Consider the following 17,264-nt stretch of genomic DNA (forward strand, 5'->3'; position numbering starts at 1 on the left):
CGGGCCATGCTGCCGCTTGAAGGGATCATTGTCGTCGCCGTCGAGCAGGCGGTGGCCGCGCCGTTCTGCTCGTCGCGTCTCGCCGATGCCGGCGCTCACGTGATCAAGATCGAGCGGCCCGAGGGCGATTTCGCCCGCGGCTACGACGCCGCCGCCAAGGGTCAGAGCAGCTATTTCGTGTGGCTCAACCGCGGCAAGGATTCCGTCGTCGTCGACCTTTCAAGACCGGAAGGTCGCGCCGAGCTGGAGAAGCTGATCGCCGGCGCCGACGTGCTGCTGCAGAACCTGAAGCCCGGCTCGATGGACAGAATGGGCTTTGCCCGCGAGCGGCTGCGCAAGGACTATCCGAAGCTGATCTGCTGCACCATCACCGGCTATGGCGACTCCGGTCCCTACGCCGATCGCAAGGCTTATGACCTGTTGATCCAGGCCGAGAGCGGGCTGGCCTCGATCACCGGCGGGCCGGACGGCCCCTCCCGCGTCGGCATGTCGATCGTCGACGTCGCGACCGGCGCGACGGCGCATGCCGCGATCCTGGAGGCGCTGATCAGGCGCGGCCGCACTGGCGAAGGCGCCGACATCAGGATCTCGATGTTCGACGTGATGGCCGACTGGCTCACCGTGCCGCTGCTCAACGCGGAAGCCGGCAATGCGCCGAAGCGCATCGGCCTCGCCCACCCCTCGATCGCGCCCTATGGCGTGTTCACCTCGAAGGACGGCAAGGACATCCTGATCTCGATCCAGAGCGAGCGCGAGTGGAAGACGCTGTGCGCCAAGGTGCTGGACCAGCCCACATTGCCGGACGATCCGCGCTTCGCCAACATGGTCGAGCGCGTGCGCAACCGTGCGCTGACCGACGGCATCGTCGCGGAGCGCTTCGCGGCGCTGTCGCGCGATGAGCTGCTGGGCAAGCTCGCGAGCGCCGACATCGCCTTTGCCGAGGTCAACAGCATGGCCGACCTCGCGGTTCATCCGCATCTGCGGCGGATCGAGGTGAACACGCCGAACGGCGTCGTCAGCTATCCCGCGCCGGCGGCGATCGTGGTCGGCGACGACAGGTGTTACGGCGCCGTGCCCGCGATCGGCGAGGCGGCCTCGCCGCATCAGCGAAAGGGATGATCATGACGGACACGCTCGATCTCGATCACCTCCGGCAATGGGTCGGCCGCAGCGCCGAGGCCACCGACCTCGTCACCCCGCAGCTCACCAAGGGGCTGCGCGCGACGCTGTTCCAGGAGATCGGCGAACCGACAACCGGCGACATCGCGCCCTACACCGTGCACTGGTGTTTGGGCCAGCCGGTGTTTCCACACGATCAGCTCGGCCCCGACGGCCATCCGACCCGCGGCGGCTTCCTGCCGCCGGTACCCTTGCCGCGCCGCATGTGGGCGGGCGGCGAGGTGCAGTTCATCGATCCCTTGCGCGTCGGCGATGTCGCGACGCGCGTGTCGACCATCACCGACGTCGCGCTGAAGAGCGGCTCGACCGGCCAGCTCTGCTTCGTGTCGGTGGAACATGTCGTATCGACGTCGCGCGGGGTCGCGATCCGCGAGCGCCAGGACATCGTCTATCGCGACATGGGTGGCGCCCAGGCTGCGCCGGCGAAGGCGCCGCCGCCTCCGCCGGTCGCGCAGCACAGCGAGACGCGCGTCTCCGATGCCGTGCTGTTGTTTCGCTATTCCGCCCTGACCTTCAACGGCCATCGCATCCATTACGACCGCGACTACGTCACCAGGGTCGAAGGCTATCCGGGCCTGATCTTCCACGGACCTTTGCAGGCCGCGCTGCTGGTCGAGTTCGCCGCCAGACTTAAGGGCAAACCGCCGGCCAAGTTCGCCTATCGCGGCGTGCAGCCCTTGTTCGAGGGCAGCGCGTTCTCGGTGAATGCGAATGACAAGGATGGCGGCCTGGAGCTGTGGACCGCCAACGCCGAGCGACAGCCGACGATGAAGGGCACCGCGAGTTGGTGACGTAGACTCTGTCGTTCCGGGGCGGTGCGTCGCGACAGAATGGCGAAGCCATTTTGGCGCAGAGCACCGAACCCGGAACCTCGAGGTGAGGGAGAAGAACCGCTCGAGATTCCGGGTTCGATGCTTCGCATCGCCCCGGAATGACGACCCACAAAAGCACCCGAGGGAACGCCTTTGGCCAAAACAACGAAAACAACAACCAAACCCGTCACCGTCAAGCAGGCCACCTTCGAGCTGCTGCGCGCCTTCGGCATCAAAAAGGTGTTCGGCAATCCCGGCTCGACCGAGCTGCCGTTCCTCAGCGACTGGCCCGAGGACATCGACTACGTGCTCGGCCTGCAGGAGGCTTCCGTCGTCGGCATGGCCGACGGCTATGCCCAGGCGACGCGCAATGCCGGCTTCGTCAATCTGCATTCGGCGGCCGGCGTCGGCAACGCGCTCGGCAACATCTACACCGCGCACCGCAACCAGACGCCGCTGGTCATCACCGCCGGCCAGCAGGCGCGCTCGATCCTGCCGCTGCAGGCCTTTCTCTATGCCGAACGCCCGTCCGAATTCCCGCGCCCTTACGTCAAATACAGCGTCGAGCCGGCGCGGCCCGAGGACGTGCCGGGCGCGATCGCCCGCGCCTACTACACCGCGATGCAGCCGCCTTGCGGGCCGACCTTCGTCTCGATCCCGATCGACGACTGGATGCATCCGGCGCAACCGATCACCGCGCGCAAGGTAAGCCGCGAGCTCGGCCCCGATCGCGCCGCCATGGACGACCTGGTGAGCGCACTTGCCGCCGCGAAGAATCCCGCGCTCGTGGTCGGCCCCGGCATCGACCGCGCCGGCTGCGTCGAACTGATGGTCGAGGTCGCCGAGAAGGCCAAGGCCGCGGTCTGGGTCAGCCCGTTCTCGGCGCGCTGCTCGTTTCCCGAGCGCCATCCGCAATTCCAGGGCTTTCTGCACGCCTCGCCCGGACAATTGTCCGACGCCCTGAAACCGCACGACCTCGTCGTCGTGATCGGCGCGCCGGTGTTCACCTTCCATGTCGAGGGCCACGCCGCGATCTTCGACGGCGCCACCACGCTTTATCAGATCACCGACGACGCCGAAGGCGCCGCGGTGCCGCCGGTCGGCACCAGCATCATCGCCACGATGCGGCCGGCGCTGTCGCTGCTGCTGGAGCTGCTGCCGGAGACCAGGCGCGCGGCGCCGAAGGGCCGCGTGCTACCCGACGCGCCGAAGCCATCCGATCCGATTCCGGTCGACTATCTCCTGCACACGCTGGCGCAGGCGCTGCCGGCGGGCAGCGCCGTGGTCGAGGAGATCCCCTCGCACCGGCCGGTGATGCACAAGTACATGCCAATGCCCGGCGCGGAGTCGTTCTACACGATGGCGAGCGGCGGGCTCGGCTACAGCCTGCCGGCGGCGGTCGGCATGGCGCTGGGCCGTCGCACCGGCCGCACGGTGTGCCTGATCGGCGACGGCTCGGCGATGTATTCGCTGCAGGCGCTGTGGACCGCCACGCAGCGCAGGCTGCCGCTGACGGTCGTCGTCATCAACAATTCCGGCTATGGCGCGATGCGCTCGTTCAGCCAGGTCATGCAGGTGCGCAACGTGCCCGGGCTCGAGCTGCCCGGCCTCGATTTCGTCAAGCTCGCGGACGGCATGGGCTGCGACGCAGTGCGCGTGAACCATGCCGCCGATCTCGCCGGTGCGCTGACGCGAGCCCTCGCCCATGCCGGCACGAGCCTCGTCGAGGTGATGGTCGACGCCGCGGTCCCGCTGCTCTACGCCCAGAAGGGCTGAGCCGCCGTTCGCACAGCGGACGACTTTCACGACATATGCGACAATGCGTCGCATCTTCAATGGCGGCGGCATGGCTCGCCGCGAAATGCTCATCGGCCCGCCGCAACCGTGCAACCGGCGTTCCGACTGCAACCGTTTGTTTCAAAAGCTTTCTGTTCCCCTGCGCCATCTCGTCGCGGCCGGCTTGCCGCAAACATCGCGAAATCCTGCCGTCAGCTTGCAGGCAGACGCCTTGCTGCTTGCAAGGTCCGACCATTCTGCAAGCCAAAATCATTTTCAAAAGGTTCCATCATCCAATCCAGCGTACCAAGGGAGTTGAGCTGATGGCGGATAAGAAGAATCTTCAAACCGCGGCGTCGAGGACCGATCTCTATCGCCATGTCAGCGTGCTGGCCCTGATGTCCGCTCTGGCGGTGACGGCGCTGCCGCATCAGGCCAATGCGCAGGCCATGACCACCGCCCTTGCCACTTCGGCCACCACCAACGCCGCCGCGAAGGCGGCGCAGGAGGCGGCGGCGAAGGCCGCAGCCCAGGCAGCCGCCAAGGCGGCCCAGGATGCCGCTGCCAAGGCTGCAGCCGCTGCCGCCGCCAAGGCCGCGCAGGACGCCGCCGCCAAGGCTGCGGCAAACGCTGCGGCCAAGGCTGCAGCGAATGCTGCCGCGAAGGCGGCGACCGACGCGGCAGCGAAGGCCGCAGCCAGCGCCGCTGCGAAGGCCGCGGCCGGCGCCGCCGCCAAGGCTGCGAACACCGCTGCGACCACGGCCGCCACCACCGCCGCGGCGACCGCGGCGAGCACCGCCGCCAAGACGGCGGCCGTAACGACCGGCACGGCTGCGGCCAAGCCCGTCGCTGCCGTCGCCACGGCCGCGACGACCGCCGCCAAGCCCGCCGCTGCCGCCACCGCCGCAACGACGACGACCGGTGCGGCCAAGACCGCAGCCGCGACCAGCACCACGACGAGCGCGGCGAAGCCGGCCGCTGCGGCCGCCGCGGCAGCGACCACCACCGTCGCGGTCGCCAAGGCCACCGCGACACCCGCAGCCGCAGCGACGCCGGCCAAGGCGGCTGCCGCGGCGTCGAGCAGCACCGATGCCGTCGCCAAGGCCAACGCAGCGGCCGCGGCCGCCGCGCAGACCGCCGCCGCCGCCGAGGCGCAGGTCGCTGCCGACCGCAAGGCAATCGACGTCGCTCGTCAGGCCGAGCAGAACGCACGCGGCGCCGCGATCGAGGCCCAGGAGCAGGCCGAGAAGAACCCGACCGCCGCCAACCAGGCCGCGGCGACCGCGAACGCTGCGAAGCTGACGGCAGCCTCGGCCGCGCTGCAGGCCGCGTTCCAGAAGCTCGACAAGGACATCGACGTCTCCAACGAGGCCAAGGAAGCCGCCAACGCCGCCAAGGACACCGCGCGCGAGACGGCCGAGGCCGCCGGCAAGGCGGCCCAGCAGGCCGGCCAGGCGGCCGGCAACGCCAACAATGGCGGCAATGCCAACAATGGCGGAGCGGCGGCCGGCAACGGCAACAACAATAACAACAATCAGCAGAACCAGGCGGCCCAGGAAGCCGCCGAGCAGGCCGCGCTGCAGGCGGCGTTGAAGACCGGCGAGCAGGCACGCGCGGTCGCCCAGCAGAAGACCCAGGCCGCGCAGGCGGCTGCGACCCAGAACCAGAAGACGGTCGAGGCCGCGCTGAACCAGAAGATCGGCACGATCGATGCGACGGTGGAAGCGGCCGAGCAGAAGGTGAACGCCGACCGGCAGGCGCTGGAGCAGGCGCGTCAGGCCGCGCAGCAGGCCAAGCAGGACGCACAGGAGGCCGCCGAGGTCCTCGAACGCGCCAACAATGCGGCCAACCAGGCCGCACTGGCGGCGGCCCAGGCCAAGGCGCAGACCACCGCCAACGCCTTCAACCAGGCCAATGCGACGCTGAATGCCGACAATCAGGCCCTGACCCAGGCCCGCGAGACCGGCGAGCAGCAGGAGCAGGCGCTGCGGGCCGCGGCTCAGCAGCAGATCCAGGCCGGCTACACCGCCGCCCAGCAGGCCACCCAGGCCGCCTGGGCCGAGGCGCAGCAGATCGGCAACGCTGCCCTGGCCGCGCTCGAACAGTGAGACCGCTGCGCTCCGCGCCGCCTGTCGGCTTACGCCGGGCGGCGCGGACACGGATAACGATAACAAGACCATCACCAGCCGCATGCCGAACCAATCCGGGACGACCCACGCGTCGGCGACCTGACCTCATCCCGCCGCGTGAGACGCCCGGGTCCCCCCCCACCCGACCGGCATGCATTGCCTTCAAGCCCCGTCCCCTGCGGGGCTTTTCTTTTGAGCGCGACAGACCAGCCGCTTGTGGTCGATGCAGACCAGCCGCGTCGTTCGCAATCCGGTCAGACATCCGTCGCGGCGTCTGGGTCCCCGTCGGCGTCGCACCCGCGCTGTCGCGCGGCTTGCCCGGGACGACGGCGGAGATGCAGGGCGGCGAAGGTGCGCCACCGGACCCGGCCGCTGCTCAATATTGGAATCGCACGCCGACGACGCCGACCACCGTCATGAAGTTGTTGAGAGCGATGTTGGAGCGGGTCCATTCGGTCCGGACCTCGCTCTTGAGCTGAACGTTGCGGTTCATCTTGTAGGTGCCGCCGGCGGCGACGAACATGCGCTGGTCGACGCGGCCGATGCCGACGAACTGATCCTGGCCGTAGCCGCCGCGCAGCGTTCCGATCAGCCACGGCTCGAACTGATGGTCCATCTGCAGGATCACGTCGCGCGACAGGATGCCCGAGACGTTCATCGCCGGCGTCTCCGAGGCCTGCGAGCGCGCCACCAGCACGAACGTCGTGGCGTCGGTCGCGGCCCAAGCGAGCGTCGCATCCGCGATCACGCCGTTGATGTTCGGCATCAGCGGCGAGTCCATGCGGCGCGAGAGATAGCCGACCGAGGCCTCGCCGGTCAGCGATCCCATGTTGACGACGGCGCCGCCGCGCGCGGTGATGCCGCTGGAATCGCGGCGCTGGCCGTTGAAGTCGACCTGCAGATCGTGGTTGCGCCGATCGAAGCTCATGTCGACGAACGGCGAGATGTTCGGCGTGAGCACATAGGTGACGCGGACCTGCGCGCCCGGCTGGGTGTAGTTGCGGTCCTGCGTCCGCAACGGCACGTTGGCCAAGATCAGCGCGTCGTTGAACATGACGCGGTCGGCCGATCCCTTGAATGCGATCTCGGCGGGACCGATCTTCTGCAGCACGCCGGCGCTGCCGCCGAACGTCGTGGCGCGCGGCAGCTTGAGCGCCCCCGGAAGCGCCAATGCATCGTTGACGAAACGCGCCTCGCCGGTGATCGCGGTGCCCTCGGTGACGTCGTAGCGTCCTTGCGCCCGCGCCTCGAACGTCGGATGACTGAGCGAGCGGACGTTGCTGTCCTCGGTGTAGGCGCCGCGGAAATCGGCGTTGAGCTGATGCCGCTCCCATTGCGAGCGGACCGCGACCTCCGTCGCCACGATGGCGACCGGTGAGCCCTGCCCGCCGTTGCGCCGCGTGGGATTGGTGTCATAACCGGCCTGGATCTCGACGGCCGGTTTCACCAGGAACGACCCGACCGTCACGCCCGTCGGATCATAGGGCTTCGCGTCGGCGGTCACCGGCTGCGGCTTCACCGTATTCAGGTTGCGATCGGGAAGAACGTCACGGTTGCGCAGCACGGCCGCGGGCTGGGCGGTTGCCACGGTCTCGTCTGGCTTGGCCGGCGGCGCCTCGGCGGCTGCCGCGGGCTTTGCCGCGATCTGCCGCGCAGCCGGTTGCGGCGCGGCGCGTTGAGCGTCTCCCGCCGGCTCGGCCGTGGCCACGCGCGCGCCACGGGCGGGCTGAAACGCGGAGAATCCGAAGCTGCCTACCGGCGCGCCGGGCCTGCCCGGCGCGGCCAGCGACGGCGCACCGGCCTCGCGCACCGGACGCAGCAATGCGCTCACGCCACGCGGGTCCTGGCGCATCATCAGCGTCCGGCTGTCGTTGGTGATCCGCGGAACGTTGTAGTAGATGCTGCGCGCCGTCACGTGACGAAAGAACAGCCGGTCGGCGCGTCCCGGGACGACGTCCGTCGGCTTGGCCTTGATGGTCTGCTGCGCGGACGCGCCGTCCACCACCATCACGGTCAGCAGCAGCACCTCGACGAGCGCGAGCGTGACCCCGCGGTGGGATCGCGTCACCATGAGCCGCTTGGTCCGCACCGCGAACGCGCCGGTCTTGTGTGGTGAATGAGCCTGCAAAGCAAATGCCGGGGTATGCCAATATCACGCGACGAGGTCGGGTCAGGGCGCCGTCGCGATGAATACGCAGCGCATGCACGCGACGAAGCCCCTTGCCTTGGAGATAGCCGGCAAACGTCGGCGGAAGTTTTGCCGAGCTGGGAACATTTCAGGCGAGATTGAGAGCTGTTCGCAACGAGCCGCCGCGGAGCGGCGCCTAAGCATCTTCGCGTTCGTAGAAAGCACTAATTAGTTGAAACGGTGACGATCGCTGCGCGGCTTCGCGGAAGCTGGCGAAATTCCGACTTCAGCATGAAGCTGTTTCGACCACGATCGCTCGCGTCCGAGACCGCTCGGCGATCGCGGGCCTTGCGCCATCGGCGACAGCCGACGCCTTTCAGATTCAGACCGCGAGGAAGCCGCCGTCGGCCGCCAGGACGTGGCCGACGACGTAGGGCGACGCGTCTCACCGCGATGCAGCTCGGCGCGGTCCTGCACCTGGAAAAATCCGGCGTCAGCCGCATGGTCCGCAAGCTGATCGACAGCGGCGAGTTGCAGGAGACAATCGATTCCGGCGACGCCCGCATCAAGCCGCTCTGCCTCACCGCGAAGGGACGGAAGAGGGTGGCCACGCTGCACGCCTTCGGCCGCCAGCAGGTCCGCGGCGCCCTGTCGGCCCTGTCGAAGACCGAGCGGCGCACGGTGCGCGAGGGCCTGTTGCTGTACGCCCGCGCGCTCGAAGCCTGGCGCGCGGCAGAGCAGGACATGCAACCGTCGGAGCCATGAGGGCGCCCGACGGGCAGATTGCGCATACACACCATGACGAAACTGCCCGTCGTGTTGAAATGCCGCAGCATGCGGCCTTGCGCCGTCGGGCAAATCAGGACGATCTTTCCGCGCATCCCGCCTCACCACGGAGGGGCGTTGCGCGCGATCGTCACGACACGCGAGGCGGGATGCGATGGCCGTGGCCATGCCGCAGCGTAGCTTGCTACGCGGACGAACGGCGTGGCCGCGGACGTGAAGTCGCAGCGTCCTGACACCCCGATGCTGGTGTTTCGTTCGCGATGGCGATGATGCACCGCGCGGACAATGGTGGCCAACAGCCCGGCGCACCAGGGAGACTGCGTATAAGCGTGAAGACCATCGCGCAGGGAATGCCGGTGATCGGCTGCACCTGTGGTACCTGCCGCCTGCATTTTTTGCTGCAGGCGGGCCATGGGTGAGGCCTTCACCCGGCATTCCCTGCGCCCTTCGAATCTTGAAGGGACAAGTCAACTGTACAGCTCGGGCATGATGTGCCGCGAGAAGGCGCAATGATGTCTATCGATGTCGGATCAAGTCCGCTGCCCATGATGTCCGCACGATCTCTCCTTAGCGTCATTCCGGCGAACGCCGGATCCATACGCCGCGGTCGAAAACCTCGGGCGAGATGGTCGACGCGCGTGGCTCGAACTGCACCCTGGGACTATGGGTCTCCGTGGTCGCGGGGACGACCGCGGAGGGCGTTGAGGCCGGGCGCCGTCACGTCGACCGACGATGGTCGCAGACCTACTTCCCGAACTCCTCGCGCATCTTTGCCTGGATCTTCGCCATGCCGCCGAGCCAGCGGTCGTAATTCTCGGTCTTCTTGCGCATGTAGCCGAGGACCTGCGGATGCGGCAGGATCAGGAAGCTCTCCTCGGCAAGGCCTTTCAGCACGTCCTGCGCGACCTGCTCAGGGCTCAGATCGCCGTCGCCGGATTGCGGGCCCTTCGGAATCGATCGCAGCATGTCGGTGTCGACGCCCTGCGGGCACAGGATCGAGACCTTGATGTTGTCGGCCTTGTGCGAGATCGCGAGATTCTCCGCAAATCCCACCGCGGCATGCTTGGTGGTGGAGTAAGGCGCGCTGCCGACCTGCGACAGCAGGCCGGCCGCGGAGATCGTGTTGAGGAAATAGCCGCCGCCGCGCGCCTTGTAGCGCGGGATCAGATGCCGCGCCGCGTAGACATGCGCCATCACGTGAATGGCCCAACTGCGCGCCCACGGCTCGTCGGAGGTGCCGCCGACATTGACCGACAGCGGGTCGAAGCCGCCGCCAATGCCGGCATTGGAGCAGAACAGCGCAATGGGCCCGAACTGCCGCTCGGTTTCCTCGATCACGTGCCGGATGTCGGCTTCCTGGGAGACGTCGCATCTGAAGGCGGCGCCGCCGATGCCACCAGCGACGGCCTTGGCGCCGGTTTCGTCGAGATCGGCTACGATCACCTTGGCCGCACCGGCGGCCGCGAAGGCCTCGCACAACGCCTTGCCGATGCCGCGGGCTCCGCCGGTGACCACAACAATCTTGCCGGTCACCTGCATGCAAAGCCCTCCTCGTGGAATTTTCTAGGTCAAGACCAGGTCGAGCACTGCGGTATAATGAAAGCCGGCGCCCAGCAACACGAAACCATGCCAGATCGCGTTCTGGAAGCGCAAGCGCCGCCACGAATGGAAGATGACGCCGAGGCTGTAGAGGATGCCGCCGGTGAGCACGAAGGCCAGGACCGAGGGCGGCATCACCGAGATCACCCGGTCGTACATCATGACGCCGCTCCAGCCGAGCGCGAGATACAGCCCGATCGAGAGCGCGTCGAAGCGGCCCGGCCAGCGCAGCTTCAGCACGATGCCGAAGATGGCGACGCCCCAGACCCCGAGCAGCAGCGCGGCCGAGAACACCGTATCCTTCAGGGCGGCGATGAACGGCGTATAGGTGGCTGCGATCAGCACATAGATGGCGGAGTGGTCAAAGCGGCGCAGCACCCATTTGGTCGGCGACACCGGCCACAGATTATAGGTTGCCGACAGCGTCAGCATCGAGAGCAGTCCCGCGACGTAGATCGACACCACCACGATGTCGACGGCGCTGGCATAGATCGAGGTCAGCACGACGAGCACGGTTGCGGCGACCAGGCCGGCGGCGATGCCGACGACGTGGACGACGCCGTCCGCGATCATCTCGACCTTGTCGTAGTTCCAACGCATCGCGCCGGTGGCGGCATGGACGGAGGTCGAGGCGAACTGCTTCAGTTGAAATACGGTCATGTCAGAACCTGGTGCCGGTTTTCCGGGACAATTGTGCCGGAAGGATTATGGTTTCCAGTGGTCAACGTTCCGTTCAAAGTCTGGTTCTATCCGGAAACGGGCCGGAATTGTGAGCTTGAATCCGGCGTTTTGCATCGCCACCTGTCAAAAATCGCTCACGCCCTTTTCAACTGGCGAATTCCCCTCCTCCCATGGTGACCTTTTCCGAACTCGTCGAGGAAGCGCGGCTGTCGGCCCGTGCCCTGCTTGATTATGGCGAGAGCTTCCTCAACCCGACCATCCGCCTTGGCGTCACCGGGCTGTCACGGGCCGGCAAGACCGTGTTCATCACCGCGCTGATTCATGACCTCGTGCGCGGCGGGCGCATGCCGGTGTTCGAGGCCTTGGCATCGGGCCGCATCGCCCGCGCATATCTGACGCCGCAACCCGACGACGGCGTGCCGCGCTTTGCCTATGAGAGCCATTTGCGGGCGCTCGTCGCCGAGCGGCGCTGGCCAAGCTCGACCGTCGACATCAGCGAGCTCAGGCTGGTGATCGAATTCCAGCGCGCCAACGGCGCCGAGCGGACGCTCACGCTCGACATCGTCGACTATCCCGGCGAATGGCTGCTCGACCTGCCGCTGCTGAACAAGAGCTATGAGCAGTGGGCGCGGGAAAGCCTCGCGCTGTCGCGCAGCGAGCCGCGCGCGCATGTCGCCAAGGACTGGCACGCGCATCTGGCGACGCTCGCCCCCGAAGGCCGCGAGGACGAGTCGGCGACACTCGAGGCCGCACGGCTGTTCACCGACTACTTGCGTGCCTGCCGCGACGAGCGCTTCGCCATGAGCCTGCTGCCGCCCGGCCGCTTCCTGATGCCGGGCAATCTCGCGGGCTCGCCGGCGCTGACCTTCGCGCCGCTCGATGTCCCGGCCGACGGCCAGGCGCCGGCCGGCTCGCTATGGGCGATGATGGCGCGCCGCTACGAGTCCTACAAGGACATCGTCGTCAGGCCGTTCTTTCGCGACCATTTCGCCCGGCTCGATCGCCAGATCGTGCTGGTCGACGCGCTGGCGGCGTTCAATGCGGGCCCCGAGGCGCTGCACGATCTCGAGGCCGCGCTGACCGGCATTCTCGATTGCTTCCGCGTCGGACGCGGAAACATGCTGACGGCGCTGTTTCGGCCGCGCATCGACCGCATCCTGTTCGCGGCGACCAAGGCCGACCATCTGCATCACACCAGCCACGACCGGCTCGAAGCCGTGCTGCGGCGCGCGGTCAACCGCGCGGTGGCCCGAGCCGAGAGCACGGGCGCCGCAATCGACGTGGTGGCGCTGGCCGCCGTCAGGGCGACGCGCGAGGCGCTGGTCGCCCGCGGCCGCGAGAAGCTGCCGTCGCTGCTCGGCACGCCGGCGGCCGGCGAAAGCGCCAATGGCGAGATCTTCGACGGCGACACCGAGGTGGCAACCTTTCCGGGCGAGCTGCCGGCCGATGCGGAGGAGCTGTTCAAGGGCGGCGCCTATCGCGGCCTGTCGAGCGCTGCCGCCGACGGCACCGACTTCCGCTTTCTTCGCTTCCGTCCGCCTTTGCTGGCCCCCGATCCTGGCGGCGAGCCCGCTTTGCCCCATATCCGCATGGACCGCGCCCTTCAGTTCCTGATCGGAGACCGGCTGCAATGAGCGAACGCGCCAAGCATCGTCGTCCCCAGACCTTCCGGCTCGATGATCCCGACGTCGTCGTGGTCGATGCCGAAGAGGCCGCCCGGCCGGGCCGCGGCACCATCCAGATCACGCCGGAGGCTGATCCGGCGCAATTGCCGGTGCCGGTCGAGACCGTCCTGCCGACGCGGCGCAGCTTCGGCTGGGGCGCACTTTTCTGGGGCTCGGTCGCAGGCCTCGTCCTGCTCGGCCTCGGCCTCGGCGTCGTCAGACTGATCGAGGATCTGTTCGCACGCAGCGAGGCCCTCGGCTATGTCGGCGCGGGGTTCGCGGCCGCAGCCGCGATCGCATTGGCGGCCGTCATTGCCCGAGAGACTTACGGGCTGGTGCGTCTCGCCACCATCGAGAAGCTGCACCAGCGCGCGGCCGCGGTGCTGCTGTCCGACGATCGTGCCGAGAGCCGCGAAGTGGTCGCCGAGCTGTTGCGGATCGCACATGCCAATCCCCGCCTGGCGCGTCCGCGTGCCGCGCTCGCCGGCCACGCCGACGACATCATCGACGGCGGCGACATGATCAAGCTTGCCGAGCGCGAGCTGATGGCGCCACTCGACAGCGAGGCGCGGCGTCTGGTGTCGGTTGCGGCGCAACGGGTTTCCGTGGTCACGGCCGTGAGCCCGCGCGCGCTGATCGACGTGCTGTTCGTCTTCGTGGCAAGCTTGCGGATGATCCGGCAGCTCGCGCGGCTCTATGGCGGCCGTCCCGGCGCGCTTGGCATGATCAGCCTGTTGCGCCATGTCGTCGCGCATCTCGCCATCACCGGCGGCATGGCCGCGAGCGACAGCCTGATCCAGCAGGTACTGGGCCATGGCATCGCGGCAAAACTGTCGCAGCGCCTCGGCGAAGGCGTGCTCAACGGACTGCTCACGGCGCGGCTCGGCCTCGCGGCCATCGACGTGACGCGGCCGATGCCGTTCGCCGCGCTGCCGCGGCCGGCGCTGGCGGATCTCGCCAAGGATCTGCTGCGCAAGCAGGACGACCGGGAATGAGGCTCAGGCCCGCAGCGTGGAATCGAACCCACCGGCGAGCCAGCGCCATTGGTACAAGGGCGAGTCCGGTGGCGGCGCCAGTTCGGGAGTCCAGCCCGTCAGCCTGCCGAACGCGTAACTGTCCATGACGCGGCCGCGCCAGCTCCGCTCGACGTGTCCGAGCGGCTCGCGGTGCGCGGTCGTGTCCGACAGCAGCGGGCCGGTATTGTCCGGCTCGCGCACGACATAGAGGCCGGCATGTCCCGCGATCAGGTCCATGCCGGGATCACGGAAGCCGATGAAGCGGGCCCGCTCGTTGATCTGGACCACCGGCACGCGGCCGCGAAAGAACCACCGCATCATCGCATAGGTGCGATAGTCGGAGGTCGCGATCCAGGTGGCGCCGGTGCTTGCCAGTTCCTGCTCGGCGCGTGCCGCCACCTGCTGATAGCCCGCCTCGGCGCCGATCGGATCGGCCCGCCCGAGAAAATTCCACGGCGCGACGACGTAGTAGAGAAAGATCAGGACCACCATGGCAATGCCGCTAACGACGGCGATCCGCGCCCAGCGCACGGTCGATCGGACGAACCAGGCGGACGCGCCGTCCTGCGGCAGCTTGACGATGTTGATCGCGACCGCCGCAAACCCGATCGGCCACATGAACATCGGCCAGGTGTCGCCGATCCGCAAGGTAAACGATTTCCAGAGGAAGTAGAGAAACGGCACCAGCACCGCCGTCGACAGCAGGATCGCGACCGGCTCACGCGTGCGATAGCCGCGCCAGGCCGTGAAACTCAGCGCCGACAATGTGACCGGCAGCAGGACGAAGCCGACCTGTCCGAACTGCAATCCGAGATAATCGCCGAGCGTCCGCAACGAAAACTCATGCGGCGCGGTGGCGCGAACGAACTGGAAGCGGAACGAGGCCCAGTCGTGCTGTACGTTCCAGATCAGCACCGGCGAGAACACGGCCAGCGCAATCAGTGCTCCGCACCATGGATAGGGACTCAGAAGCCAGCGGCTGCGCCAGGCCGGAACGAGCAGGAACGCCGCCACGCCCGGCAGCAGCATGACCACCGTGAATTTGGACAACAACGCCAGTCCACCGAACAGGCCGGCCGCGAGCCACCAGCGGCCGTCATCGCTCTCGGCGAGGCAAACCAGCGCCCAGATCATCGCGAGTGCAAACGGGATCGCCGCGACGTCCGGCGCCACCTTGGCCATCAGCAGGCCATAGTAGAGCGCGGCCTCGGGCAGCAGCACCGCGAGGATCACGGCCCGCATATCGTGAGTGGTACGGCGAACGATGTCGGCGAGCAGGAGCTGCGTCACCCCCATCGCGAGGATGCCGGCAAAGCGAACGCCGAGATTGGTATCGCCGAACAGGGCAGTGCCCAGCCGGATGAACCAGGCGATCATGGGCGGATGATCGAGGAAGCAGAGCTGCAGCTCCTTCGACCAGGTCCAGTAATAGGCCTCGTCGGTGCGCAGATCGAGCGTCCCGGCATAGACGATGCGGATGATCGTCATGCTTGCGATCACGGCCGCAGCCGTCAGCCACGCAGAGCGCGTGGATCGAGACTTTGGGCTGTCGATGCCTGGGGAAATGGCCGTCACGCGGTGCTTTTCCCCGACTCCACCGGGCGAGTCAACGTTCCCGCGCAGCTCGCGCCGCCGGATGACCGCCGCCACCAGCCCTCTAGGACAACAGGGAATAAATCTCTAGCATTGCGGCTCCAGATCATACGGGCCACATGACCATTTCGATTTACCATCGTTTGCGGTCGACCTGTCGCGGCATCGGTGTGCGGCAGGTGCGGCTGATCTGCGGCTTCATACTCTTCAGCTACCTGCTCAGTCATTTTCTCAACCATGCGCTCGGCAACATCTCGCTGCAGGCGCTCGCCGAGGGCGTGTCCTATCATGTGGCGTTCTGGCAGTCTCTTCCGATCGCGGTGCTGTTCTATGCGGCCGCTCTTACCCATGGCGGGCTCGGCGTATGGGCGCTTTATCAGCGCCGGCAATTCAGCCGCAACACGATGGAGCCGCTGCAACTGCTGCTCGGCCTAAGCATTCCGGCGCTGATCTTCAGCCACATCGCCGGCGTCCGCATCGGACAGACCCTGTACGGACAGGAGAAGCTGTACCCGCAGGTCCTGTACTCGTATTGGACCGGCCCATCCTGGCGGATCTGGTTGATGTCGGCAGCCCTGCTGACGTCATGGGCGCATGGCTGCATCGGGCTGCACTTCTGGCTGCGGCTCAAGCCGTTCTACAAGCGCGCAGCGCCGTGGCTGCTCGCCTGCGCCGTGCTGCTCCCGGCGCTGGCGCTGCTCGGCTTCTATCGTGGGGGCCGAGACGTCATCGCCGCCAACGCAACACCGCGGTGGCGCGCCGAAAATCTTTCATTAAGGCAGACCGGCACGCCATCTGAACAGGCGGTGCTGGAGACCATCATGAACGGCTTCTTGGTCGGCTATGGCGGCCTGATCGGCTTGGCGCTCGCCGCGCGCGGCGTGCGCGCGGTGCATGAGCGACGCGGCGGCATGGTCACGCTATCCTACAACAATGGCCGCTCCATCCGGGTGCCAAAGGGTTTGTCCGTGCTCGAGGCCAGTCTGCGCAACAACGTACCGCATGCCAGCATGTGCGGCGGCCGCGCACGTTGCTCGACCTGCCGCATCAGGGTGATCGGAGATCCCGGCGCGCTGCCGCCGCCCTCGCCTCGCGAGGCCTTCGTGCTCGCGCAGATCGGCGCGGCGGACCCGTCGGTCAGGCTGGCCTGCCAGTTGCGCCCCACCGGCGATCTTTCATTCTTCCAACTGTTCATGCCGAACCCGACACCCGGCGAGCGCGGCAGCTCGCGCGCCGGAATCGGGCAGGAGCGCTACCTCGTCAGCCTGTTCGTCGACATGCGTGGATCGACCGGCCTCGCTGAGAAACGGCTGCCGTTCGACGTGGTGTTCATCGTCAACCGCTTCCTCAGCGCCGTCTCCCAGGCCGTGCTGGCGAATGGCGGGCAGCCCAATCAGTTCGTCGGTGACGGTATGCTCGCGCTGTTCGGGCTAGCCACCGATTCACATGTCGCCTGCGGCCAGGCGATCCAGGCGGCGCGTGACATCGCGGCCAACATCGCCGAGCTGAACGCGTTCCTCAGCCATGATCTGCATGACCCGATCCGCTTCGGCATCGGCATTCACGGCGGCGAGGTGATCGTGGGCGAGATCGGTTATCGCGACCACATGGTGTTCACCGCGCTGGGCGACGCCGTCAACGTCGCGTCACGACTGCAAGACATGACGAAGACCCTCGGCTGCCAGGTCATCATCTCGGACGAGGTCTACGCGCGGGCGCGACTCGGCTCCGACGTGCTGCCGCAGCGCGAGGTCGAGATTCGCGGCCGCGCCGAGCCGATGCGCGTCAGGACGGCCATGGACGCCGCTGAACTCGCGATGCTCTCGGACGAGGGGACGGCTGCGTGACAAGTTGCGTTGAACCTGTTTGCAGCCTGCGCTGTCATACCGAGAACGGTTGCA

At 67.5% G+C, this 17,264-nt stretch carries 13 protein-coding genes; 9 read left to right on the top strand and 4 right to left on the bottom strand.

Annotated elements, in window-relative coordinates; translation table 11 throughout:
• The first annotated feature begins 6 nt into the window (after positions 1-6).
• From QX041_RS14420 to QX041_RS14440, 5 genes are all read left to right on the top strand, one after another.
• Positions 7-1,119, top strand: coding sequence for a CaiB/BaiF CoA-transferase family protein (locus QX041_RS14420; RefSeq protein ID WP_315713987.1), 1,113 nt, complete (start codon positions 7-9; stop codon positions 1,117-1,119).
• Between the two features lie 2 nt (positions 1,120-1,121).
• Complete coding sequence (locus QX041_RS14425; protein WP_315713986.1) at positions 1,122-1,970, top strand: MaoC family dehydratase N-terminal domain-containing protein; 849 nt, start codon at positions 1,122-1,124, stop codon at positions 1,968-1,970.
• 174 nt (positions 1,971-2,144) lie between these two features.
• Positions 2,145-3,767, top strand: coding sequence for a benzoylformate decarboxylase (gene mdlC, locus QX041_RS14430; RefSeq protein WP_315713985.1), 1,623 nt, complete (start codon positions 2,145-2,147; stop codon positions 3,765-3,767).
• Between the two features lie 43 nt (positions 3,768-3,810).
• Complete coding sequence (locus QX041_RS14435; RefSeq protein WP_315713984.1) at positions 3,811-4,086, top strand: hypothetical protein; 276 nt, start codon at positions 3,811-3,813, stop codon at positions 4,084-4,086.
• Positions 4,087-4,090: 4 nt separating this feature from the next.
• Positions 4,091-5,875, top strand: a complete 1,785-nt coding sequence (locus tag QX041_RS14440; protein ID WP_315713983.1) for a hypothetical protein — start codon at positions 4,091-4,093, stop codon at positions 5,873-5,875.
• Positions 5,876-6,272: 397 nt separating this feature from the next.
• Here the strand turns inward: QX041_RS14440 and QX041_RS14445 are convergent, their stop codons facing one another.
• Entirely contained in the window at positions 6,273-7,967 is a 1,695-nt protein-coding gene (locus QX041_RS14445; protein ID WP_315713982.1) for an outer membrane beta-barrel protein, read from the bottom strand.
• Positions 7,968-8,477: 510 nt separating this feature from the next.
• Here QX041_RS14445 and QX041_RS14450 point away from each other — a divergent pair.
• Positions 8,478-8,789, top strand: a complete 312-nt coding sequence (locus QX041_RS14450) for a MarR family winged helix-turn-helix transcriptional regulator (protein ID WP_409977923.1) — start codon at positions 8,478-8,480, stop codon at positions 8,787-8,789.
• 765 nt (positions 8,790-9,554) lie between these two features.
• Here the strand turns inward: QX041_RS14450 and QX041_RS14455 are convergent.
• Both QX041_RS14455 and trhA read right to left on the bottom strand, forming a co-directional pair.
• A complete protein-coding gene (locus QX041_RS14455) occupies positions 9,555-10,349 on the bottom strand; it encodes an SDR family oxidoreductase (protein ID WP_315713981.1) in 795 nt (264 codons plus the stop codon).
• A gap of 24 nt (positions 10,350-10,373) precedes the next feature.
• Positions 10,374-11,069 carry a PAQR family membrane homeostasis protein TrhA gene (trhA, locus tag QX041_RS14460; RefSeq protein ID WP_315713980.1) on the bottom strand — a complete coding sequence of 232 codons (696 nt, stop codon included), beginning with the start codon at positions 11,067-11,069 and terminating at the stop codon, positions 10,374-10,376.
• Between the two features lie 191 nt (positions 11,070-11,260).
• Here trhA and QX041_RS14465 point away from each other — a divergent pair, with 191 nt between their 5' ends.
• Together QX041_RS14465 and QX041_RS14470 are read left to right on the top strand one after the other, a co-directional pair.
• On the top strand, positions 11,261-12,724 hold the full coding sequence (locus tag QX041_RS14465; RefSeq protein ID WP_315713979.1) for a YcjX family protein: 1,464 nt from the start codon (positions 11,261-11,263) through the stop codon (positions 12,722-12,724).
• On the top strand, positions 12,721-13,749 hold the full coding sequence (locus QX041_RS14470) for a TIGR01620 family protein (protein ID WP_315713978.1): 1,029 nt from the start codon (positions 12,721-12,723) through the stop codon (positions 13,747-13,749). Before QX041_RS14465 ends, QX041_RS14470 begins: the two co-directional genes overlap by 4 nt.
• A gap of 3 nt (positions 13,750-13,752) precedes the next feature.
• On the opposite strand, the gene QX041_RS14475 is transcribed toward QX041_RS14470, so the two are convergent.
• The gene (locus tag QX041_RS14475; RefSeq protein WP_315713977.1) at positions 13,753-15,258 is read right to left on the bottom strand and encodes a glycosyltransferase family 39 protein; all 1,506 of its coding nucleotides are present in this window, start codon (positions 15,256-15,258) and stop codon (positions 13,753-13,755) included.
• A gap of 224 nt (positions 15,259-15,482) precedes the next feature.
• On the opposite strand from QX041_RS14475, the gene QX041_RS14480 reads away from it, so the two are divergent.
• Positions 15,483-17,210: an adenylate/guanylate cyclase domain-containing protein gene (locus QX041_RS14480; RefSeq protein ID WP_316165730.1), complete on the top strand. Its 1,728-nt coding sequence runs from the start codon at positions 15,483-15,485 to the stop codon at positions 17,208-17,210.
• Positions 17,211-17,264 lie beyond the last annotated feature (54 nt).

Origin of the sequence: Bradyrhizobium sp. SZCCHNRI2009, assembly GCF_032485115.1 — a bacterium.
Lineage (GTDB): Bacteria > Pseudomonadota > Alphaproteobacteria > Rhizobiales > Xanthobacteraceae > Bradyrhizobium.

What these genes read in the sequence shown, in the direction of transcription:
- QX041_RS14420 (WP_315713987.1), top strand. Translation starts at nt 7, where the DNA reads ATGCTGCCGCTTGAAGGGATCATTGTCGTCGCCGTCGAGCAGGCGGTG.
- QX041_RS14425 (WP_315713986.1), top strand. Translation starts at nt 1,122, where the DNA reads ATGACGGACACGCTCGATCTCGATCACCTCCGGCAATGGGTCGGCCGC.
- QX041_RS14435 (WP_315713984.1), top strand. Translation starts at nt 3,811, where the DNA reads ATGCGTCGCATCTTCAATGGCGGCGGCATGGCTCGCCGCGAAATGCTC.
- QX041_RS14440 (WP_315713983.1), top strand. Translation starts at nt 4,091, where the DNA reads ATGGCGGATAAGAAGAATCTTCAAACCGCGGCGTCGAGGACCGATCTC.
- QX041_RS14445 (WP_315713982.1), bottom strand. Translation starts at nt 7,967, where the DNA reads ATGGTGACGCGATCCCACCGCGGGGTCACGCTCGCGCTCGTCGAGGTG.
- QX041_RS14450 (WP_409977923.1), top strand. Translation starts at nt 8,478, where the DNA reads ATGCAGCTCGGCGCGGTCCTGCACCTGGAAAAATCCGGCGTCAGCCGC.
- QX041_RS14455 (WP_315713981.1), bottom strand. Translation starts at nt 10,349, where the DNA reads ATGCAGGTGACCGGCAAGATTGTTGTGGTCACCGGCGGAGCCCGCGGC.
- trhA (WP_315713980.1), bottom strand. Translation starts at nt 11,069, where the DNA reads ATGACCGTATTTCAACTGAAGCAGTTCGCCTCGACCTCCGTCCATGCC.
- QX041_RS14465 (WP_315713979.1), top strand. Translation starts at nt 11,261, where the DNA reads ATGGTGACCTTTTCCGAACTCGTCGAGGAAGCGCGGCTGTCGGCCCGT.
- QX041_RS14470 (WP_315713978.1), top strand. Translation starts at nt 12,721, where the DNA reads ATGAGCGAACGCGCCAAGCATCGTCGTCCCCAGACCTTCCGGCTCGAT.
- QX041_RS14475 (WP_315713977.1), bottom strand. Translation starts at nt 15,258, where the DNA reads ATGACGATCATCCGCATCGTCTATGCCGGGACGCTCGATCTGCGCACC.
- QX041_RS14480 (WP_316165730.1), top strand. Translation starts at nt 15,483, where the DNA reads ATGACCATTTCGATTTACCATCGTTTGCGGTCGACCTGTCGCGGCATC.